Genomic DNA, 21149 nt, shown 5'->3' with positions numbered 1-21149 from the left:
CCTTCATGCAATTCTGTCGCACCTATTTTCTCTGCTAATTTCAAATTGACATCAATGGTGTCTGCCTTTAAGGCTAAGCCGGCATTCAGATCGACCATGCCTACTTTCTCCGCTAAACCTGAGCTCAACTCGATTTTACTTGCCTTTAAATTCAGATCCGTTACATCGGCTTTTAAAGCCAGACCGGCATTGATAATGGTCGTACTTTCTGTGAATTTTGCATTCACATCAGTTAGGTCGGCTTTTAAAACTAATCCATTATGCAGTTCTGTCGCGCTTACTTTTTCGGCTAATTTCAAATTGACATCGCTGGTGTCGGCCTTTAAGGCTAAACCGGCATTCAGGTCGGTTATATTCGCTTTTACTGCGAATTTTGTATTCACTTCAGCCAGGTCGGCTTTCAAAATTAAGCCATCATGCAATTCAATAGCACTTACTTTATCAGCTAATTTTGTATTGACATCGGTTAGGTCTGCCTTTAAAGCTAGACCGGCATTAACATCAGCGATATTCGCTTTTACAGCAAACTTTGTATTCACTTCAGCCAGGTCGGCTTTCAAAATCAAGCCATCATGCAGTTCGATAGCACTTACTTTATCGGCTAATTTGGAATTCACTTCAATAGTGTTTGCTTTTAAAGCCAGTGCATCAGCAACGCCACCACTTGAAACAGCATTATTACTTCCTGCTGTTGGTGTGCTATCCACATCGGTTGCTTTTGGAACACGTCCCCAGGCAGTACCATTAGAAATAACCCAATCACCAATTTTGAAATTGTTACCCTGCTGAGCTCCTTCAACATTTACCACCCAATATTTTCCTTTATTAACCGATGCGGCCGGTAAAGCAGGATTATTTGTTGCCGCATCATACGTTCCCTGATAATTAACCGCACCAACAAGGGCATCATTAATTTGTGAAAGGGGTATTTTTCCGTCAACAAGGTCCGCTTTATTCAAGAACCCGGCATTTAAGAAGTCAATTGCGTCCTTTAGCTGCTGATCAAAACCCAGCGCTGTCCATTCCGTTCCATTATGTCCTTCAAACTTTTCAGTCATTGGATTAAAACGAATACGTCTCTTAAGTGCAACATTCGGCAATACATGCGCCTCAGAATCCTCAGGAACCTGCATAACAGTTGTAGCACTTACACCACCAAGATATTCCGAAATTATAACTTCGTCTCCTGTTGTAATTGTTTTACCTTGTGCATTGATTTTCATATTATCGTTTTGTATAAAGTATTATATATTGTGTGTTTGCTCTAAAATCCCAATTCGATAAAGTCCCGGTTATCGGGTCCAGTTGTATTACATCCATATCTATCTGCCCCATATACATCACTGCATTCAGCGTGGTATTTTTAAGCGCATCAACCTGCAGTTCAGAAGTGTCAACGGTTGGAAAAACGGGTAAAAACCGATACGGTGTCGAAACCCTTGCAAATAGTTCAGCATGGGCATTCATGTCTGTTGCATGAATACCGAGCGATGCTTTTTCTGCTTTATTATCAAGATCGGCTTTAAGATTCTGAATTTTAGCCTGTGGAATAATATCGTCTTTATGCCAATAGCTTTCCATCCATTCCCAAAACTGGGATTGTGTTGGAAACAAGCCCGTTTTAAACCAATTTTTTAAAATATTCTTACTTGCCATAATTATCCTTTAAATTCAATAAACATTACTATTTTTTATAAGGGCTCCTTATTTCAAAGGTTTGACCACCATTTGTTATCGTTGCTGGATTCCCCTTATCCGAACCCAATGCCTGAAGGCAGCCTGATTGCATTATTCTTAAATTCTGTTTCCGAATTAAAATTCCGGCAGGCTTTTTCCTCCTGCCGTCATTACTTTTACCTATACCGTTGGTTCGGCGTCTTTATTCGCCTGTTTTGCCGGTGGTTCCTGCAATCTTAATTTAAGCGCTCCACATACTGCCACAAATATTCTCAAAGCAGCTCCCACCCATTCCGGTGCATTAATTTGTTTTAAGAACAAAGGCATAATGTCTGTTGTCTGATCGATCACCGCTAAAATGATTACTACTGCGAACAAAGTCCAATTTTTAAATTTTTCCATAGTCTATTTGGTTTTATTTGGTTACTGCTTTATATCCATCTTGACGTATCGATTGGCAGCCTCACCCAGTTATTGGTGTCTACGCAAAAGTATACGTATGAAGATCCTACTCTTATTTCGCCTTTTCTGCCGGTGTCTGTCTGCGATGTCGGAACGGTATAGCCTATATTGGCATCAAAGTATTTTTTGACCCCTCCGGCCGTCACATAATTCAGATCATTGTTAAACTCGCTACCGGAGTGATCCGTTACGTTTCTAAGACCGTAGTTATAGGCATTTACTAATATTCCGTGTCCGGATGCATCGGAAGCTCCCAGTTTCAGAAATGTTTCAAATCCGAAATAGTCTCTAACATACAGTTCTGCATTAGTACCGGTTCCGGTATCGAATAAATCCAGTTTGGCGCTACCGTAGGCAAGCCCTGGTCCTATCTGATCATTACTTTTAGATTCAATTCTTACCAGGCCTCTTTTTTCGGCAATTGAATTGACTGCCAAAACTTCCTGCAATCCGGAAGCCGGAGGAATAACCGGTATCTGATCCGTAGTTGCCAGAGTACCGTTTCGCTCCGGTACGTTCAGGTTGTAGGTAGCGGCTGTTACACCGGAAGTCGGAAAGTTCAGGTTAACGCTGCCGGTAGCAGCATTTTGAATACTTATCCCGTTTTTTTTATAAAATGTTTCCGCCAGATTCCCGGTTGTGGCTTTAATCATCATCCCGCCGGGATCTGAAGTATATGGAACCGGATTTAATATTGTGAACTCATTGGTATTGTTTAACGTGATGCTATTGAATGCAGCACTCGACCTGGTATTAAGAACCGTATCTAATCCGGGCGATAATGAACTTCCTTTAAAAAGATTACCGGATTCATCTGTTACAATGGGTTTATAATAGCTGTCATTGCCCGTTGCTTCCATTAGCTTCATGTTAACAACTGCCGGTTTAACCGTTGGCTGAAAATAGGATATCGGGGTTACCACCGTTCCGATTGTTCCATCATAAACAAAATATCGGTATTCTCCTATCATTATTGACGAGAAGCCATACACACCAACAGCTCCGTCTACATCTAACATAACCGCTACTTCATTACCAAGCTGGTCAGACAGGTTATAATGTATGTTAAGTCTTAAAAAGGTATAGTTATCATAATCCGGATACCCTGTGTCATTGCCCACTATTTCGATATTGGCATATTCGCCAAAATGCTGATACGGTATATTTTCCACTACGGCTTTACCCGTTAATTCCACATAGGACAATTCTTTTAAAACAAGCGCTTCCGATGCATGACTAACGGAACCATTGTCATTCATCAGCATGACTCTTTTTATGCCTGTTTCCGGTTCTCCGGAATCGGGAGGAACCTGCATTCTGACATCGGCATAGTTTAATTTCCGGTACTGGTAGTTTCCGGTCATCTCTATCGAAACGGTATTCTCATCATCCCAAAGCTGGTAGTTGGAACAATACATTATTCCGCCTCTATCGCCAAAATCTTGTTTTGTAAAGGTGTAGTAATCTGTATAAGTATCTTCGTTTTCGGTTATGGTTAACTCAAAGTTTATTTCATTACTATTTGTTATCGCACTACGGTCCTCGTTGAATATAAAAGTTCTGTTCAAAAGGTTCCCGTCCGGGATGTCTGCCCTTACCGGTACTAATATAAGTGCCGGATCGGTTTCACTGGCATCCGTATCATCACCTAACAAAGCAAAGGTTCCGACTTTGTTATAAGTAAAAGAATTATAATCCATGTCTACCGACCTGTCATCGTCCATCTCGTTATCTCCTGTTCCGAATTTGTTACCGTTAACCATCTGAACCAGATCCTGCTGCGCTTCTATTTCGCCGCTAATTGTTCCCCAGGTAGCCGTTCCGGAACTACCACCATCTATAGTAATATTTCCTTCTTTATCGGCAGGCTTGCCATTTACGGTAATGGGTATGATATACGGATTTGAACCGGGGTCATTTCTTCTCGGGCTGGCCGGCCACACATAAAAATGCCTGCCTTTATAGGCAGAACCCATTTCATGCTGCAGTCCGATATAAACATCATATTTAGGTTCTCTGCTATAGCCGCCATAAAGCCTGTAACCGGAATCATAATATTCGGCATAGTTGTCGTCTGTATCGGCTGTTCCGGATCTGGATATTATTAGATTTTTCCTGCTGACGTTTCCCTTATTGGTTACTTCATTTAATGTTGTCGCCGGCAGCACATTGTAAATTGGGGTCTTTTTTAGTTTGTCACCTTCAACAACGACCACTTCCTGGCCCATTCCTTTATCCATAACAGGTGGTATTCCTGCAATTATATCGGAATACTTTTCACCTACGAATCCCTGATATTTATATGATCCTCCAGATAAAAACTCAGACCTATAGGTCCATTTCCGGTTGTTTGCATCATAATTAACATCGAAGCCTTTCGGGAAATAAGGAGCTCCGTCTTTTGAAACCAACAGCTGCAAATATCCGCCGGGAGGCGTGTAGCTTATATTACTTCCATCGGCTCTGTAAATTGTACAAACCCCTTCCGTTTCGTCATTTTCTAAAATAACTGCTCCCTCATCCTGAGCTGTCAGCTCTTCTATGTTTCCATAAGATGTATAGTTGTTGATTATGAAATCGCCAGCATGGTCAAACTTCATATTCTTTCCGTTCATATCCACAAACCGGTGGTTAATCCCATCCGGCATTTTATTGTCCTCTATACCGAATCTGCTTCCGGCACCTTTTTCGGCTTTATTCTCAAGGTCGGTTATAAGGTTTTGAATTCTGGATTGCGGAATAACCTCGTCTTTATGCCAAAACGAGTCCCATGTTGCCCAAAATTGTATTTGTGTTGGCTTCAAACCGGTTTTGAACCAGTCTTTTATTTCTGCTAAACTTGCCATATAATGTTTTTTATTATTTACGTTCCTGTTTATTGTGTCTTCCGGTAATTATCGCTGCAAAATATCCGGTTGTATTTGTGATCCTCTTTTTATTTTATCCGACAATTGTCCATCCTTTATTGGTCGCAATAGCCCTTTCTTCTGCAGTGAGTAATGAAGAACCCCAGTTATTGGTAATGGTTACGGTTTTTGACGCCACACCCGATGCCAGGTTGTTGAATATATCAACCAAGGCACTTTGTGACAGTTTTGAATTAGCATACGTAATTGTATTTTTCGTTCCTGAGAGCGCCGCTTTACTCAAGGAGCCGCAATTGATGAATATGTCGGTGAGATTTGTTCCATTGGACGTATTCAATGCCGGAACAATATCCAGTTTACCGCATGAATGAAACATGATACTGAAATCTGTTCCATTTACCGTATTCAACAGCGGAACGGTTCGCAAGGCAGTACATTCAAAAAACATACTGTTGAATTCGGTTCCGCTTACTGTATTCAATAAGGGAACGGTTCGTAAGGATGTACATCCTAAAAACGTGGCAATAAAGCCCGTCACTTTTGACGTATCAAATAAAGGAATGGTTCGTAAAGCAGTACATCCCAGGAACATGGCATTAAAGCTCACGCCATTGGATGTATTGAATAACGGAACGGTTTTTAATGCCGCACATGAGGCAAACATATTCGTAAAAAAAAGTCCTTTTCCCGTATCAAATAAGGGGACTTTTTGCAATGAAGTACAGGATCTGAACATATAACTGAAATCTGTTCCGTTTGAAGTATCAAACAGCGGTACTATTTCCAGTGCTGTACAGGAGGCGAACATATTGGTAAAATTCGTTCCGTTTGAGGTATCCGATAATGAAACGGATTGCAGCTGACTGCATCCCTGAAACAATTTACGGAAGTCGGTCATTGCGTTATTGCCTAAAAAACAAAACGCTTCTAAATATCCGTGATACATTACAGATCCGCCAATAGCGAGACTCGTCATGTTTTTTCCGCTTAGCCTGATATCCATCCATCCGGAACTGTAAAAATTCAGGAAAGCCTGTTTGTGCTTTCGCTGCAAATTGATACCGGTCAGATTCTGGCCCGCCTGAGGCGTAATCGTAACAATAGCCTGCCGGCAACCGCCTGTCGTTTCCGTTCCTTCAAAAGAGCCATACGAATAGGTATGATAGGCCGTAACTCCGGAGGCGAAGTTTTCAACAACACCATCGCCCCAATCTACCGTATAATCTGCTGTAGCAGCAAGCGAAATAAAGTTACTATCTTCCAATACCGCATATAAGCCCACGAATTTCTGATCGCCGGCCACTACCTTGTTTTCTATGGGTAACCAATCTGCAGGACGCACCCATTCCAGCGGATCTTTTTCGTTATCCGCTGTCGTTATTTCAAGAATCTTACCGGCATATTCCCTAAAGGTCGTTTCCGCAGGAACCGTAATGCCTTTTAAAATGATAGCCTCCCTTATTTCGGCTTTCGTCTGGCCCAAATAGGTTAGTTTATCTGCAATTGTTCCCATCCCGTTAAACTATTTGTCCGTTAATGATGTCCATAGCATTTCCTATAGTTCCTATGGCTCCATTTACCGCATCCACTGTGGGAAACTTTGTTCCCGTGCCATCCGGCGTCAGACTATTTTGTTTGTATCCACTATTTTCTTTAGATGCAAACAGAACAGTATGAGCCTGCTCGTCTGTGAGGTGTGCTGTAAATTGTACCTGTCCGGCCTTTTGGTTAAGCATCGGTTCCAAACCATCGATTTTATTCGCTGGAATTACCTCATCCTTATGCCAAAAAGACCGGAATGTTGCGTCAAAATGTAACTGCGTCGGTTTCTTACCCTGTAAGAACCATTGTAGCAGGTCATTAAATGGTGTTATCATATTATATGCTCTGTATTTGATGAAATTATTACGCCATAGGGATCCACTACCCCAAGAGGTAGCCTGCTTCCTTTTATAGTTTTCGGTTTTGTTCTGGTCAGGTTCCGATGCCTGAAGATGGCTTTTTAAATACCGGTTATTCCGATAGTCTATCCGGTTTTATCCCACGATAGTCCATCCTTTATCGGTAGCGACAGCCCTGTCTTCTGCTGTTAGTAATGCTGCGCCCCAGTTATTCGTGATGGTAATGGTTTTAGCGACCACACCTGAGGCCAGGTTGCTGAAAACAGCGACCAAAGCTGTCCGGGAAAGCTTGCAGCCTGTATAGGAAATATTTTCTTTGGTTCCTGAGAATGACGCTTTGCTCAATGTCCCGCAATTGGTAAACATGCTGTCAAAACGAGCAACGTTTGAAGTGTTCAATAGCGGAAGCGTTTCCAATGCATAACATCCCGAAAACAGGACACCAAAATCTGTTCCCTTTGAAGTATCCAATAACGGAATGGTCTGTAATAGTGTACAGCCACTAAACATGCTACCAAAATTAGTACCGTTTGCTGTATTCAATAAGGGTATTGCCTGTAAGGACGCATTTGAGGTAAACATGCTACTAAAATTAGTCCCTTTTGCCGTATCCAATAAGGGAACGGTTTGTAAGTTGTAACACATAGAAAACATACCGCTAAAATCCGTTCCATTTGCTGTGTTTAATAACGGAACCGTTTGCAGGGACGTATTTGAGGAAAACATGTTATTAAAGTTAGTTCCTTTTACCGTATTCAATAAGGGTATTTCTTGCAATGCGGTACAGCTCTGGAACATACTACTAAAATTAATTCCCATAGAAGTATCAAATAGAGGAAGCGTTCGCAATGACTTACAGTTTTGAAACATATAACGAAAGTCCGTTCCTTTTGCCGTATCAAAAAACGGGACGGTTTTTAAGGAAATGCAATCCTGGAACATATTACCAAAAACAGTTCCTTTAGCAGTGTTAAACAATGGAAGCGTTTGCAGCGCAATACAACTCTGGAACATACTACTAAAGTTAATGCCTTTGGAAGTATCGAGCAAAGGAACGGATTGCAGTAAAGTACAAACCTGAAACATATATTTAAAATCCGTCCCGTTAGAAGTATCCAACATGGGGATGGATTGCAACACATAACATCCCGAAAAAAAACGGTTAAAATCTGTTATTGCATTATTGCCTACAAAACAAAAAGACTCTAAACATCTATGGTAGATGGTTTGTCCGCCAATAATAAGGCTTGCTATGTTTTGCCCGCTTATCCTGATATCCAGCCACCCGCTGTTATAAAGATTATTCAATCCGGCCTGGTTGTGCTTTTTTTGTAAATTGATACCCGTCAGATTCTGTCCGGCCTGTGGTGTAACTGTAACTATAGCCTGGCGGTAACCGCCTGCCGTTTCTGTTCCCGGAAAAGCATCATAGGAATATAGATGATACGCCTGAGCTCCCGATGTAAAATTTTCGACCAGACCATCACCCCAATCCACCGTATAATTTCCGGTAGCAGACAGGGAAACAAAGTTACTGTCTTCATAGATCGCGTGTAAACCCACAAACTTCTGATCGCCGGCAACCACTTTGTGTGCTATCGGCAGCCAATCGGCCGGGCGTGTCCATTCCGCAGGATTTGTGTTTCCCTCTTCTGAGGTTATTTCACGGATCTTACCGGCATACTCCCGAAAAGCAGTTTCTGCAGGAACCGTGATGCCTTTTGAAATGATCGCATCCCGTATTTCGGCTTTTGTTTGTCCTAAATATGCTAATTTATCTGCAATTGTTCCCATTCCCTACTGTTTATCCGTTAGTATTCTCCGATTGTTATCCCGGTCCTGTTTCGATCATTAAAGCTGATTTTATCATTCTTTTTTAAAAAATTCTGAAATAGAACCGGTTTTCTTTTTCGCTGCCAATAATTTCCGCCCAACCATTTGCCGGTATCGTTACCGAAGTATTCGATACTCCTGCTACCCAAAAGGTCGTTATTCCAACCCTGTTAATGGTTATGGAGTGTCCGGTATTGTTGATAATCGTGTACCTGTAGCTGTTAAAACTCTCTGCCGGAATTGCCCAGGTAGCATTTGCAGTACCATTATAAACCAGCGTTGTGTGCAATGCTCTATAATCACCACCACTGTTATCCAGCGGGGTTATCAGGGTATTTAACTGCGAATCCGTTAATGTTGCTGCCGTAGTAGCAATCGTTCGGTGGATCAATGCCGGCAGTTCTGATTTAACCGGCAAATGCCCGCTCTTTTTAGGCAATACTACCTCGGCTGGGTTACTATTTCCCTGCGCCATGTTTGGAATTACCGACACTGCATATCGGCAGGAAGGGTTATTATAATGTGATTCAAAGCGTACTCCATTCAAGGTATAAGAGGCAAACCTGTCGTTACCCGAACCATCATTTGCATTATAGGCAATCAAAGAGCCTTCGCCGTTTACCTGATTTCTGTTGTGGTTATCGTTCGTTCTGAAATCGACATCTGCATTTATGGTATTCCCGCTTGCCGCAAGTATGCTATCGATATCCGGAATTCCCGGCGCTGCCGCTCTTAGCGTTCCGTCGGGTTGTACCCGGACTACATTATCATACAGGAATCCGCCCATATCGTCGGTATCCGCCGGCAGGTTCAATTTAACCGCGTTAGGCGCTATTCTATGTACGGTGGCTCCATCCAAATAAATACTGGTGTAGCCTGTTAACGCAGGCATTGTCCACGTAGGGCCATAACCGGTTGTCACTGCAAAATGGTCATTCTTGGTAAAAACGTAGTTTCCGGAATGATCATCAACCGATAAGCGTACGGTAATTGTTTCACTTTGGATATTTTCATCAAAGCTACCCGGATCAAGAGCAAAAAAGAATAAACCGTCAAACTCCGGATATTCCGGTGTCGGATTAATACTATCAAAATACATATTCCCCGTTTCAGGTCCGCCAAAGCTTGAATACCATTCGAAGCCCGGTTTGACATTACCTTTTAACTCTAAATCGCCTTGTATCGTCTGCTTGTCTGTAAAGGTATTTTCTCCTTTTAGATTTGCTTTATTTTCAAGATCGGTTTCGAGGTATAGAATATTGGCCTGCGGGATAATCTCTTCTTTATGCCAAAACGAGTCCCATGACAACCAAAATTGCATTTGTGTTGGTTTGAAACCGGTTTTAAACCAGTTTTTCATTTCTGTTAAACTTGTCATATTAAAGTGCTTTATTTTTTTTAAATTCCTGTTATTTCGACAATATATCCGGTTGTATTTTTATTCTCTTGCTGCTCTTTTATCCGCAAATAATCCAGCTTTTGTGTAACTATGGCGCTTTTTTCTGTCCGGAATCGCGTTTCGTCAAGTTCTTCGCTCCTGCCCGGCAGCTTATACTTCCGGGGTACTTTCAGTGGGTACCGGTTCTCTTTCGATCCAGCCACTCAAATCAGTACCGATAGGTGCCGTAACTCTGTTGGTCGTTTCCTGTCCGTTAAATAATTCCATTCCTTCTCCGGCAATTATTTCTACAAAATATTCGGTTGTATTTGTTATCATATTTTTATTTTTTTTATCCGACAATGGTCCATCCTTTACCGGTAGCGATTGCTTTTTCACCGGCCGTTAATAATGGTGCTCCCCAATTATTTGTTATTGTTATTGTTTTAGACGATACTCCGGATGCTAAGTTGTTAAAGATGTCAACTAAGGCCGTTCGGGAAAGTTTACAGCCCGCATAGGAAAGTACATTTTTAGTTCCTGTAAAGGATGCTTTACTCAATGTCCCGCAATTAGTGAACATCCCGCTAAAATTAGTTCCGGCGGAAGTATTCAGTAACGGAAGTGTTTCTAATGCCGCACACGATCCGAACATGTTACTAAAATTGCTTCCCTTTGCCGTAACAAGTAGTGGAATGGTCTGCAAAGCTGTACATCCGAAAAACATGTTACTAAAGTCCGTTCCGTTTAACGTTTTAAATAAGGGAACGGTTTGTAAGGAAACACAGCCCTGGAACATATAACTAAAATCGGTTCCTTTTGACGTTTCCAATAACGGCACGGTTTTCAAAGAAGCGCATGATTCAAACATACTGGTGAATGCAGCTCCGTTTGAAGTATTCAGTAACGGAATGGCTTGCAAAGCGGTACTCAGTGAAAACATCAGACTAAAATCGGTTCCTTTTGCGGTATTCAATAAGGGCACCGCCGGCAGTAAAGTACATCCGAAAAACATGCCGCTAAAACTCATTCCGTTTGTTGTATCCAGCAAGGGAACGGTTTTTAAAGAAGCACATGATTCGAACATATAACTAAAATCCGTTCCTTTTGACGTAACCAATAAGGGAATGGTTTTCAGCGCCGTACATGACGTGAACATATTACTGAAATTCGTTCCTTTGGAAGTGTCCAGTAAGGAAACGGACTGCAGGGCACTGCATCCTGAAAAGAATTTGGAAAAATCGGTTATTAAGTTGCTTCCTAAAAAACAGCATGCTTCTAAAGATCGGTGCATTATTGTGGCTCCGCCAATAACAAGGCTCGTCATGTTTTGTCCGCTAATTCTAATATCCAGCCATCTGGTACTGTACGAATTCAATCCAGCCTGCTTGTGCTTTCGCTGTAAATTTACGTTCGTTAAATTCTGCCCCGACTGCGGTGTAACGGTCACAATAGCCTGACGATAACCGCCCGTCGTTTCTGTTCCCGGAAAAGAGCTGTAGGTATAAATGTGGTAGGCCTGAACACCTGACGCAAAATTTTCGACAACGCCATCACCCCAATCTACCGTATAATTCCCGGTAGCCGATAGGGAAATAAAATTACTGTCTTCATATATTGCGTGTAAGCCCACGAATTTCTGATCGCCTTCCTTAACTCTGTTCTCAATGGACAACCAATCCGCCGGGCGTGTCCATACTACCGGATTTTCGCCTCCGCTTCCGGCTGTTATCTCACGGATTTTACCGGCATATTCTCTAAAGGTTGTTGCGGCTGGAACCGTTACACCTTTTGAAATGATCGCATCGCGTATTTCTGTTTTTGTTTGTCCTAAATAGGTTAGTTTATCTGCAATTGTTCCCATTATACTATTTGTCCGTTAATTATATCAATAGCATTACCAATGGTTCCTATAGCCTGATTCACAGCATCTACTGTAGGAAATTTTGTTCCGGTATTGTCCGGTGTCAGGCTATTTTGTTTGTTCGCTATATTTTCTTTGGCAGCAAACAATCCAGTATGAGCCTGCCCATCTGTGAGATGTGCTGTAAATTCTGCCTGTCCTGCCTTTTGGCTAAGTACCTGATTAAGACCATCCACTTTAGTTGCCGGAATGGCTTCTTCCTTATGCCAGAAAGATCTAAATGTTGCTTCAAACTCTGACTGCGTTGGTTTCTTACCTTGTAAGAACCATTGTAGTATGTCATTAAATGGTGTTGTCATATTATATGTATTTGATAAAAATTACTGCCTTATAAAAGTAGGTTGTATACAGAAGGTACTTTTCCATTATGGCCGTTGCACCTTACCTTAAATTCCCGCTGTTTTGTGCTGTTTAAAACCAGGAAAAGCCTCTGAAATGAAGGCAATAATTAAAATTTTGGTGTTTTACTTCCGATAAAAATTCCTGTTTGAGCTTGTCTGCAATCAGGATTATTGTTTGGTCCTATGGAATTGTGAGGTTTTCAATTCCCGGGATATATCGGTACCCAAATGCATGGAGTACTTCTGTATGTGTATTTGGGGTATTACAATAGCAATCAGCACTTTGCCCTAAAGCGTATTCTGATCGTATTTCGATTGTACAAACACCCCTCATCAGAAGGCCGTTCCCAGACGGATGGTCCCACGGGTTTCCCCAGAGTCCTTCTCAAAAAGTATCCCATGCGGTTCCGGATCAGCTCCTGCGGTAGCAAGGAACCACACCCGACACACAAGGGCTACATACAAAAAGAACGTCCTACCTGGACAAGGGTTGTATTGTACTGTTTTAATCGAAATATTTTATTTTTTAAAGATAAACCCCGTCAGAAGGCCGTTCGCAGACGGATAGTCCCACGGGTTTCCCCAGGGTCTTGCTCAAAACGTATCCCATGCGGTTCCGGATCAGTTCCTGCCGTAGCAAGGAACTATACCCGACGCACAAGGGCTACTTACAAAAAGAACGTCCTACCTGGACAGGGTTATCCCTGATAATTAATCTAAAAGATAGTTTATGGAATCGGTATCGCCTGCAGAACCTAAAATGATTTTTAATCCTACGGGCTGCGACCGGTATGCAATACCGTTAATCAGTATTTCCACCTGCATGGTAATCGGTACAAAAGCTTTTCCATGTCTTGAGTACTTAAAAGAACCGGATTTATTGAGGCTTCCTGATGGCAAAAAGTTTTTATACGCTTTATTCGGTCTGAAATAGTGGATGGGTTCCAGGTCAAGAATCATTTCCCGTTCTTTCACAATGTATTCTGATTTTCTTTGCCATAGTTCTGCATCCGTCATTTTTTCCCGATAAAATCCGGACTTTTTCTTAAAGCCGCTACGCAGTCTTTTTTTCTGCTTGTAGCGCTTTATTATGATTTTCGGCTGGTGTGTTTCAATCTTAATTCCGCCAAGTAGTTCTATATGCAATTTTTTATAGAACACTTCCCGGCTTAAGACATGATGATACCCGTTAAAAATCTGAGGATCCTTTCCTGCTTCCGATTCGATTATTATGTGGCCAGCTCCGGAATTAGCAACATCGTCAGCTTTATAAAAGTCATAATACTTATTGAATATTTCTGTGGCCGGCTTGATTGAGAGTCCGAAATTAAGTTCATTTAAATGAACATATCCGTCAATCAGTTCCGAAAACTGGCTCTCAGTAGGGCGGTCTCCTCTTTCAAAATATTTTTTGAGTTCCTCTCTCGTCGTTATATTTTTCATAATCTTGTTGTAATGTTCCTGATGGTTGCCTGTTTGTAACAATTCCACAGTCCGTTAAACATTTCTCAGTATTTTTTTGTTGTTTTTATAAGCCGGATATGCCTTCCGTTACTTGTATGCAGCACTATTGTATCTGCTTATTTTATGGTTACAAAATTCAAATATTGGATTTGAATTTTAAGTATATTTTGTGTTTGAATTCTGTAGTTGCAGTAAGTCTTACCTTCCGGTTTTCCTGCTGTTCTTCTTATTGAACAATGCAAATTTCAAGTATTTTTATTTCATGCTATAGCTTTTCGGCTATTCTATTCTGTAGTTGCAATACTTCTGATTTTCTTCGAACATTATTGTATCAGCAGCCCGCCCAGCACAAGGCCTACAGCAAAACCGGCCACACCAAACAACAGGCTTTTGCCGCTGCCGCCCTTATTCAGCCGGAGTTGTTCATCTCTGATTTTCAACTGTTTTTCAGTCAGCAGCAGCGTTTCTCCATAAAGCTTGTTTTGTTGTGCCATATAGCTGATCAATACGTCTTTTTCTTTTTGGATTCCGATACAGTCCTCCAGATTTGTTTCTACTTTATTTTCCCTGAGCCGATCATAATCCGCCAGGTCAATCAGTACTTTTCTGGCCACTTCTTTCGAGATCACAACACTATCTTTCGGAATAGCGGTTTGTGAGCTGGCGTGCCAGGCTGTCAGCATCATCAGTATTACCAATGTTAATTTTGATTTGTTCATAACGCATATTGTTTTCTTTTGCCTTAGCAACCTGATCATAAAGCGATTTTTCTTTTTCAGCTATCACGGCGATTTTCTTTTCTTTCAAAAACGCTATGCTGTCTAATCGCATTAAGTGCTCTTCCTTCAGCAGTTCCAATTCCTCCATCTGTTCATCGAGAACAGCATTGAGTTCTTTTTTCAAAAAATACATTCGAATGTTCAGTACTAAGATTATAACAACCAGAACACCCAAAGCATAGCATAGCACCTTATCTCTCATTTTCCTTGTTTTTTATATCCATTCCTTATGCTAACGATTTCAGCATCGCGATGAGTTCTTGCTGAGGATGCACATCAGACTTGTCCGGCCTGAAAGAAACATGTCCCCATATTCCGCTTTCGCCGCTCAATGCTCTTTTGTTACATTCAAACATAACATCGCCTTTATAATCCAGCGGGATTTCATATCGTTTGCCCCAATATTCCAGAAGTTCCTTTAAAGAGTCGAGCTGTGCCGGCGTGTATTTCTCAAAATACTGATAGCCCCGAAATCCTTTTTCATAATACACCACGTTTTCTTTCTTTACTTCCTGGCCTGAAAAGGAATAATACCGGGCATTTTTACTGGTCAATCCGCCCCAACTGTCAAGCTCCACTCCTATAAATTCTTTATTTCGCTGGGTATTTGAGGCCGGAAGACCGAATAGTTTAAAATGTTCTTGCTTTATTCCTAAGTGATGTGCCCAATATTGAGAAGAATATAACTGGTGTATCCCGCCATCTCTAGCGATGATTATAGGTGTGGCAACACGTTCCGCAGTGGATTTCCACCATTCGATATCGCCCGCGACCGAGTCGCCAGAGACGGTATGATGCAGCACAATTCCTTTTTTTTTTGTCATTTCCCTGTAATATTGATTTTCAGGGAAATCATGACTTATTGTTTTCATCTGTTTTGCCTTTTTAAGTTATTTTTCATCCTCATCTTCTTTCTCTTTTGGTGCCTTGTCCGTATTGATCCCGTATGTCTTTTCGATATAAGCTTTTACCGCTTTGTCAATCCAGCTTGGGAGATTTGTTGTGATCATTTTTAAGAATTTATCATAGCCATAGCCAAGGACAAAAAGCATCCCGGTGGAATACCATTTGTCATTGACATTCGCTTTATGCATCACATAACTCATTGTAAAGCCTACGATTATCACAATCAATAAGGTTACGATATGTTCCCAAGGCTGTTTTTTTTCTTTATTCTGAATCGAAATCAATACCCTCAACAGTCCTCCTGAGAATGCGACTGCCGTTCCTATAAATAAGATCTTGAAGTTTTCTAAATTCATTATTCTTTATTTATCAGGTACATATTGTCTAAAAAGCTTTTGCTTTTTTTAATGTTTTGACTCTCATCCAGATAAGCGATATCATCAATAAGATCATCAATATCTTTTTCCGGTTCATCAAATACCCCTTTCTTTCTCTTTGTTGCTTTCTTTTTTCTTTTCATAATTATTAGTATTATACTTGTAGTTAGTGGTTTATCTGGATGCTAATCTGAAAGGGAATGCTTCCGAATGAAGACAAAAAGGTCTCCTGCCCTTTAAGTCAATGCTTAAAAAGCCTGTCATTTTTTGCTTTATTTTTTATTCTCTGAAGACGCCACTATACAATAGTCATTGCATCAGGTTTCTTTAAATACTGGCTTACGGGCCTGTTTCCCAGATATTAATGTGGCGTTGTTTCTTTTTTTAGAAAAGTTCTTAACTGTTTACGATATCCGATGCATAACGGCATGGTAATCTTTTATACTGACAGTTGCATTTAAATAGTCTTTACCGTAGTTCCGGGCTTTATTCCCAACCTAACTCGGGAAAATCCGGTTCGTTTTTGTCCTGATAGAACCAGAACAGGTTCCATCCTTTATCAAGGCTTACAATCCTAGTAATCATTTTCATCATCAGTAAGGATATTATATATGGTACGTTCTGACAGAAACAGCATCTCTGTCAATTCAGTCACAATCACCTTCATCTGCTTGCTCTGGTTATGCGTTACGTAGTTCGTAACAAATTCTTTTCGCTTTTCAATTAATTCTTTACTTCTTCTCATCGGTTTGTTTTAAAAATTGGTTGTTTTAAAAATTGATTAAAAAATAAATCCAGCATTTGTTGTAGCTTTTCTTTACGCAAATAGTTCTGCAAAAAAAATAAAAAATGCACAATACCGCACTATGTTCGTATTTTTATTTTGTATTTTTGCAGTTTCCAAAAAGGAAATAAAACACTGTAATATAAGAGCGTCACTTGATTATACCAATACTAGCAACACTGTTAAATGTTGCATATATTTCGTATATTTGCATTAATCTCGATACGCTACACGACAAATATGCGAATTATGTTCGTGTTTACAAAACAAAAAAGAGTACAATTTGCGTTTTATTTTGTTTAATATTTATAAAAATCTCATTATGAATTATTTAGAGTTTAAAGAAATTCGAAAAAACTTAAACATGAAGCAATCTGAGCTGTCAAAATCTATTGGAGTTGGAATTAGAGCGATACAGTATTGGGAAAAAGGCGAACGAAAAATTCCTGAAACGACTGCCTTTTTCATGAAAAGCCTGTTAGCTAAAAAACAGAAACCAACTAATGAAAATGGATCTCCGGTTATTTTTTCCGAATTAAAGGTCATGAATGTGCCGCTTGTAAACCAATATGCGCAAGCCGGTTACCTTAACGGTTTTGCCGATGAAGAATACACGGAAAGCCTTCCTACCATTCCCTTCACTGACGACGTAGAACACCGGGGCGAGTACATGTGCTTCGAAGTTAAAGGCGACAGTATGGATAACGGATCCTACGAGAGCTACCTGGAAGGCGACATTTTATTATGCAGGAATATCAGACAGGATTTCTGGATGAGCAAACTGCATTATAACAAGTGGGACTTTGTGATTATCCACAAGGAAAAAGGTATTTTGGTAAAACGGATCATCAATCACGATGTGGAAAACGGAATTATTACGCTGCATTCCTTAAATGACTATTACAATGATTTTGAAATCCATCTTAAGGATGTTGCCAAACTGTTTAACATCATTAGTACAAGACGCAAAAACAACCGGCGATAACAACAATCGCTTCCTGACCATTTGATCATGGTTTCTTTAAATTCTCAAAAAAACAAACAGAAACGTCGGGCCTTCCGGCCCTACGTTTTCTTGCCACTAAACAACCTCAACCTGCTTATCACGCTCGATTACTTTAACCGATTAAGCATTTAGCCTATGCCTGTGGCATTATTTCACTATGTACAGAATAGCCATTAGCAAAATAATCCAAAGTTCCGTTTACTTCCAGATTATACACTGTAAAATTCCCGCTTATAAAGTCGTCCGTTTGTAATGGTTCCGTTAGATCTCCAGCTTTCATAAGCATAATATCTCCACTCAGCTGGCCTATCTGAAATGACGGCAGAATCGCTCTGGTCTTTTCCGGCTCATACGATCGCCAGCCAGATGTTGTTCGTACCGGATGTGCCCCCGTTATAAAGTGTACCTCCTCATTCAATCGGTACAGATTAACCTCCGCCTTATAATTAACAGATCTGATAACCGTCACAGAGCCCTTATAGGATTTTAACCGATCTCCTTTTTTGATTTCTTCAATATTTTTCAAGCTTCCGTTTTCCATGGTTATTTTGGTTCCCGGCAAGAAGGAAGTCCCTCCCCGCGGTGATACCGGCTCCTGAACCTGCACTATAACGGTATGCACTTCCGTTGAATGATACCAACCCGCACTGCTGCTCAAAAGCACATCAATCTTTCTTTCCCCGGCATCAAGCGGCCCAAAATCCATCTCATTTACAGATGTAGTATTGACACGCTCACCATCCAGGTACCACTCATATTGTAAGTCCTGAATATTGCTTGGATTATTCGTCACAGCCTTAACATTCACAATATCATTGGTACTTGGTTCCGATGGCGTTACAATCAAATTTGTAATACTCACCTGCGTTTTCACATCAAACACAAGGGTAGCGGACCCTTCTAAATTATTCGAATCTTTAACCGTTAACTTCACCGTAAAGACTCCGGCATAAGGGAAAGTTGCTCCAACCGGATTGCTGGTACCCGAGATAATCACATTAGGATCATCACACGACCATATATAACCGGAATCCGGAATTGTACCTGTTCCAGGCGTTACTTCTCTGTAAATTTTTGACTGGTGCCTCCCCGGTACATACAAGTCCGTAGGTATAGCACTAAGCGCTACCGTTGGAGGAGTATTATTATTTGTTGGTTGCGACACATACCAATTGGTAAGCGTTACCATCTGAGAACAGCCGTTTCCTGCTGTAACCAGGACATTTACCGGGTTTCTTCTAACTTTACCTTTAGCAAAGTATATATTTTTAACATTACCCGCATCATCCGGTTTAACAGAAACATAGCTTCCATTACCCAGGAAATCCCATTTATAATCATATTCCACTCCATTCTGATTCGAAACCTTAAACGTCACAACTGTTTGCGTTGAATCGCCTTCAGGATAATCAAATTTGACCGCATTGATTGTTACGGCAGGTATTGGTAAAACTCTGACCTTACAATTGGTTGGTTTTCCGTTTACTGTAAAACTGATCTCCTGATTCAGTAATGCCGGTTCAACCAAGTCCGGATCAAACAAATATTGTCCGTTGATCTTTGTAACACCTGCAAGGAGTACATTGCCAGCAGCTGCTTTTACTTCTCCATTTGGCGGATTTACGGTAAAAACCATCGGTTTTCCATTTTTACAAACGGTCTGAGACGGAAGGCTTAACGAAATAGGTGTTTTTGGTGTACAACAAATGTAAGGCAGGGCAAAATCGGCAATTACATAAGGATCACTTTCCGATTTGTAAACCACGACAAAAGTACCTCCTTTATGAACTCCATGTTTATGTTCCAATGCCGGGTTTTTCCCAACATAATCGGCAAAATCAGCCTTATAGAAATCCTTATTATTAAGTAGTTGTGTCAGAGACACCGACATTACTTCAAAGCCTAACTGCTTCGCGTTTTTTATTGTCTGAATCGCATCGATCACTTCATGATAATCACCTCCCTGATGTCCTTCGATAAGATAATAAGGCATTTTATCGATGTTGTAATCGAGCGGCATTTGCACGTTAAGCGCTGTCGAAAGATTCGATTTATTATAATTTAAATTCGTATCGAAAGCCCTGTTACTTGTTTTATCAAAATTCCAAAGGCGTAAAAATTCTTCCGAAGTTTCATAATAAAACGGAATGGATCGGTCTCCTAACGAACTTTTGTTCATTGACGGCGTAATGACAACTCCGGTACCAATATTGGTCGGATTTCTAAACGCAAGGATCAATTGGTTAAAGCGTTCGATTAATGTTCTAACCCTTAATGTCTTTTTTTCGCTGTCTAAAACAGGCGAATTATAAAAGTTATGTCTGGTATAATCGTATCCGGCTATTGGCAGCAATTTCCCAAGTATGACATGCTTTGGAAAAGAAGCCACATCGGGCAGCGATTTCGTAAAGGAACCCGGTAGTAATTTGACGATTTCGGCAAACGTTTCCGCTAAGTCTTTAAGGACATCATAGGCATACTGAAAATTATTACTCTGATCGGCAAGCTGGTTTAGCGTACTCACAAAGTTAGTCCGATTGATCAACGGGATGTTCATTTTTTCCGAAATAAAATCAATATTCGAAAACATCCAACCGTAATCATTTTCCGTTACAATATTTTTATATGCCTGTTTTAATTGTTCCGGTGTTCCCAGTTGTGGTGTTAAAATAACACGTTTTAATTTTCTGGCTGTGGTTACGTTACCCGAGATCATACGTTCCGGAAAAACGTTATCCTTAGCCAGAATCCGGTCGGCACTACTATGTGTCGTAACCAACACTTTCAGGTTTCGAATTTGCTGGATTCCGTGATTATCACAATCCACACCGCGACATGGTTTTACTTCTTTTTCATAACTTTCAAGATAAAGCAGTAAGTATTTGTCATCAAAATCGCCAAGTGTTGCCAACGGCTGAAAATTTGTTGTGGCTTCTTCGGCTGTTGCCAGTTCCCAAAGTTGTACGTTCTGCACTCCTAAATTGGTATGAAAAGGCGGATACATTGCTTTACTATTGTCATAAACCCTCCAATGTGTGTATTCTTTATCGGATATGTTTATGTTTTTTAGTTCGCCCATATAGGCGTCGCCACTTAAATCCTGGATTTTACTTTTCTTGTTTAACGTAAGTAAATCTCCATCTGTAGTGATTGCAACACCTTGCGAAAGCTTTATTTTGGTAAGCAGGTTATTTTCGTAAATCGGTTGTGGTTCTAAACCACATACAATCCCTACGCCTTCCAGCATAACCCGGGACAAGCGGTCCTGATCTTCAAAAAAATCCAGGAACTCGTTGAATTGCAGATCCTCTACTCTTTGCCCTTTACTAAATTTTCGGTATTGGGTTGCTATGTTATTTAATTGATAATTGTAATTCATTTTTAATAATTTAAATGGTTTAGCAGCTTTTCACAGGAAGCCATACTGCGGTTATTCTGCATTCCGTTACC

Annotated in this window: 19 protein-coding genes; 1 reads left to right on the top strand and 18 read right to left on the bottom strand. The window is 40.7% G+C overall.

The features are described 5' to 3' along the window. From B3394_RS11935 to B3394_RS11855, 17 genes are all read right to left on the bottom strand, one after another. A partial coding sequence (locus B3394_RS11935) for a hypothetical protein (RefSeq protein ID WP_286922916.1) occupies positions 1-1223 on the bottom strand: 1223 nt, incomplete at its 3' end. A 1-nt stretch (position 1224) separates the two neighbouring features. Next, positions 1225-1656, bottom strand: a complete 432-nt coding sequence (locus B3394_RS11930; protein WP_177731930.1) for a hypothetical protein — start codon at positions 1654-1656, stop codon at positions 1225-1227. A gap of 201 nt (positions 1657-1857) precedes the next feature. Next, on the bottom strand, positions 1858-2079 hold the full coding sequence (locus B3394_RS11925; RefSeq protein WP_286922915.1) for a hypothetical protein: 222 nt from the start codon (positions 2077-2079) through the stop codon (positions 1858-1860). A gap of 29 nt (positions 2080-2108) precedes the next feature. Then, complete coding sequence (locus B3394_RS11920) at positions 2109-4985, bottom strand: hypothetical protein (protein WP_286922914.1); 2877 nt, start codon at positions 4983-4985, stop codon at positions 2109-2111. Positions 4986-5079: 94 nt separating this feature from the next. Next, on the bottom strand, positions 5080-6519 hold the full coding sequence (locus B3394_RS11915; RefSeq protein ID WP_286922913.1) for a BspA family leucine-rich repeat surface protein: 1440 nt from the start codon (positions 6517-6519) through the stop codon (positions 5080-5082). 4 nt (positions 6520-6523) lie between these two features. Beyond that, entirely contained in the window at positions 6524-6883 is a 360-nt protein-coding gene (locus B3394_RS11910) for a hypothetical protein (protein ID WP_177731919.1), read from the bottom strand. A 159-nt stretch (positions 6884-7042) separates the two neighbouring features. Further along, positions 7043-8701: a BspA family leucine-rich repeat surface protein gene (locus B3394_RS11905; RefSeq protein ID WP_286922912.1), complete on the bottom strand. Its 1659-nt coding sequence runs from the start codon at positions 8699-8701 to the stop codon at positions 7043-7045. An 82-nt stretch (positions 8702-8783) separates the two neighbouring features. Continuing rightward, on the bottom strand, positions 8784-10118 hold the full coding sequence (locus B3394_RS11900) for a hypothetical protein (RefSeq protein ID WP_286922911.1): 1335 nt from the start codon (positions 10116-10118) through the stop codon (positions 8784-8786). A 171-nt stretch (positions 10119-10289) separates the two neighbouring features. Continuing rightward, positions 10290-10457 (bottom strand): hypothetical protein, encoded by a 168-nt coding sequence (locus B3394_RS11895; protein ID WP_273245506.1) that lies wholly within the window; start codon positions 10455-10457, stop codon positions 10290-10292. A gap of 13 nt (positions 10458-10470) precedes the next feature. Beyond that, a complete protein-coding gene (locus tag B3394_RS11890; RefSeq protein WP_286922910.1) occupies positions 10471-11982 on the bottom strand; it encodes a BspA family leucine-rich repeat surface protein in 1512 nt (503 codons plus the stop codon). Further along, positions 11982-12341: a hypothetical protein gene (locus B3394_RS11885; RefSeq protein WP_286922909.1), complete on the bottom strand. Its 360-nt coding sequence runs from the start codon at positions 12339-12341 to the stop codon at positions 11982-11984. Before B3394_RS11885 ends, B3394_RS11890 begins: the two co-directional genes overlap by 1 nt. Positions 12342-13094: 753 nt before the next feature. Next, positions 13095-13826: a hypothetical protein gene (locus B3394_RS11880; RefSeq protein ID WP_177731902.1), complete on the bottom strand. Its 732-nt coding sequence runs from the start codon at positions 13824-13826 to the stop codon at positions 13095-13097. Positions 13827-14170: 344 nt separating this feature from the next. After that, positions 14171-14566, bottom strand: a complete 396-nt coding sequence (locus B3394_RS11875) for a hypothetical protein (protein WP_177731899.1) — start codon at positions 14564-14566, stop codon at positions 14171-14173. Then, positions 14481-14828 (bottom strand): hypothetical protein, encoded by a 348-nt coding sequence (locus B3394_RS11870; protein WP_286922908.1) that lies wholly within the window; start codon positions 14826-14828, stop codon positions 14481-14483. Before B3394_RS11870 ends, B3394_RS11875 begins: the two co-directional genes overlap by 86 nt. Before the next feature lie 25 nt (positions 14829-14853). Further along, complete coding sequence (locus B3394_RS11865; protein ID WP_286922907.1) at positions 14854-15498, bottom strand: N-acetylmuramoyl-L-alanine amidase; 645 nt, start codon at positions 15496-15498, stop codon at positions 14854-14856. Between the two features lie 18 nt (positions 15499-15516). After that, positions 15517-15888: a hypothetical protein gene (locus B3394_RS11860; protein WP_286922906.1), complete on the bottom strand. Its 372-nt coding sequence runs from the start codon at positions 15886-15888 to the stop codon at positions 15517-15519. After that, on the bottom strand, positions 15888-16052 hold the full coding sequence (locus B3394_RS11855; RefSeq protein WP_177731887.1) for a hypothetical protein: 165 nt from the start codon (positions 16050-16052) through the stop codon (positions 15888-15890). Before B3394_RS11855 ends, B3394_RS11860 begins: the two co-directional genes overlap by 1 nt. Positions 16053-17015: 963 nt before the next feature. Here B3394_RS11855 and B3394_RS11850 point away from each other — a divergent pair. Next, positions 17016-17678, top strand: coding sequence for a LexA family transcriptional regulator (locus B3394_RS11850; protein WP_262888437.1), 663 nt, complete (start codon positions 17016-17018; stop codon positions 17676-17678). A 154-nt stretch (positions 17679-17832) separates the two neighbouring features. Here the strand turns inward: B3394_RS11850 and B3394_RS11845 are convergent, their stop codons facing one another. Continuing rightward, positions 17833-21078, bottom strand: coding sequence for a Hint domain-containing protein (locus B3394_RS11845; RefSeq protein ID WP_286922905.1), 3246 nt, complete (start codon positions 21076-21078; stop codon positions 17833-17835). Between the last annotated feature and the right edge of the window lie 71 nt (positions 21079-21149).

Source organism: Flavobacterium sp. UBA4197 (assembly GCF_002379575.1).
In the GTDB taxonomy this organism is placed as follows: domain Bacteria; phylum Bacteroidota; class Bacteroidia; order Flavobacteriales; family Flavobacteriaceae; genus Flavobacterium; species Flavobacterium inviolabile.
Note: the sequence above shows the minus strand (reverse complement) of the source record. Positions and strands in the feature narration are given on the sequence as shown.

What these genes read in the sequence shown, in the direction of transcription:
- B3394_RS11845 (WP_286922905.1), bottom strand. Translation starts at nt 21,078, where the DNA reads ATGAATTACAATTATCAATTAAATAACATAGCAACCCAATACCGAAAA.
- B3394_RS11925 (WP_286922915.1), bottom strand. Translation starts at nt 2,079, where the DNA reads ATGGAAAAATTTAAAAATTGGACTTTGTTCGCAGTAGTAATCATTTTA.
- B3394_RS11870 (WP_286922908.1), bottom strand. Translation starts at nt 14,828, where the DNA reads ATGAGAGATAAGGTGCTATGCTATGCTTTGGGTGTTCTGGTTGTTATA.
- B3394_RS11895 (WP_273245506.1), bottom strand. Translation starts at nt 10,457, where the DNA reads ATGATAACAAATACAACCGAATATTTTGTAGAAATAATTGCCGGAGAA.
- B3394_RS11885 (WP_286922909.1), bottom strand. Translation starts at nt 12,341, where the DNA reads ATGACAACACCATTTAATGACATACTACAATGGTTCTTACAAGGTAAG.
- B3394_RS11915 (WP_286922913.1), bottom strand. Translation starts at nt 6,519, where the DNA reads ATGGGAACAATTGCAGATAAACTAACCTATTTGGGCCAGACGAAAGCC.
- B3394_RS11920 (WP_286922914.1), bottom strand. Translation starts at nt 4,985, where the DNA reads ATGGCAAGTTTAGCAGAAATAAAAGACTGGTTCAAAACCGGTTTGAAG.
- B3394_RS11910 (WP_177731919.1), bottom strand. Translation starts at nt 6,883, where the DNA reads ATGATAACACCATTTAATGACCTGCTACAATGGTTCTTACAGGGTAAG.
- B3394_RS11880 (WP_177731902.1), bottom strand. Translation starts at nt 13,826, where the DNA reads ATGAAAAATATAACGACGAGAGAGGAACTCAAAAAATATTTTGAAAGA.
- B3394_RS11890 (WP_286922910.1), bottom strand. Translation starts at nt 11,982, where the DNA reads ATGGGAACAATTGCAGATAAACTAACCTATTTAGGACAAACAAAAACA.
- B3394_RS11850 (WP_262888437.1), top strand. Translation starts at nt 17,016, where the DNA reads ATGAATTATTTAGAGTTTAAAGAAATTCGAAAAAACTTAAACATGAAG.
- B3394_RS11865 (WP_286922907.1), bottom strand. Translation starts at nt 15,498, where the DNA reads ATGAAAACAATAAGTCATGATTTCCCTGAAAATCAATATTACAGGGAA.
- B3394_RS11855 (WP_177731887.1), bottom strand. Translation starts at nt 16,052, where the DNA reads ATGAAAAGAAAAAAGAAAGCAACAAAGAGAAAGAAAGGGGTATTTGAT.
- B3394_RS11905 (WP_286922912.1), bottom strand. Translation starts at nt 8,701, where the DNA reads ATGGGAACAATTGCAGATAAATTAGCATATTTAGGACAAACAAAAGCC.
- B3394_RS11930 (WP_177731930.1), bottom strand. Translation starts at nt 1,656, where the DNA reads ATGGCAAGTAAGAATATTTTAAAAAATTGGTTTAAAACGGGCTTGTTT.
- B3394_RS11860 (WP_286922906.1), bottom strand. Translation starts at nt 15,888, where the DNA reads ATGAATTTAGAAAACTTCAAGATCTTATTTATAGGAACGGCAGTCGCA.
- B3394_RS11900 (WP_286922911.1), bottom strand. Translation starts at nt 10,118, where the DNA reads ATGACAAGTTTAACAGAAATGAAAAACTGGTTTAAAACCGGTTTCAAA.
- B3394_RS11875 (WP_177731899.1), bottom strand. Translation starts at nt 14,566, where the DNA reads ATGAACAAATCAAAATTAACATTGGTAATACTGATGATGCTGACAGCC.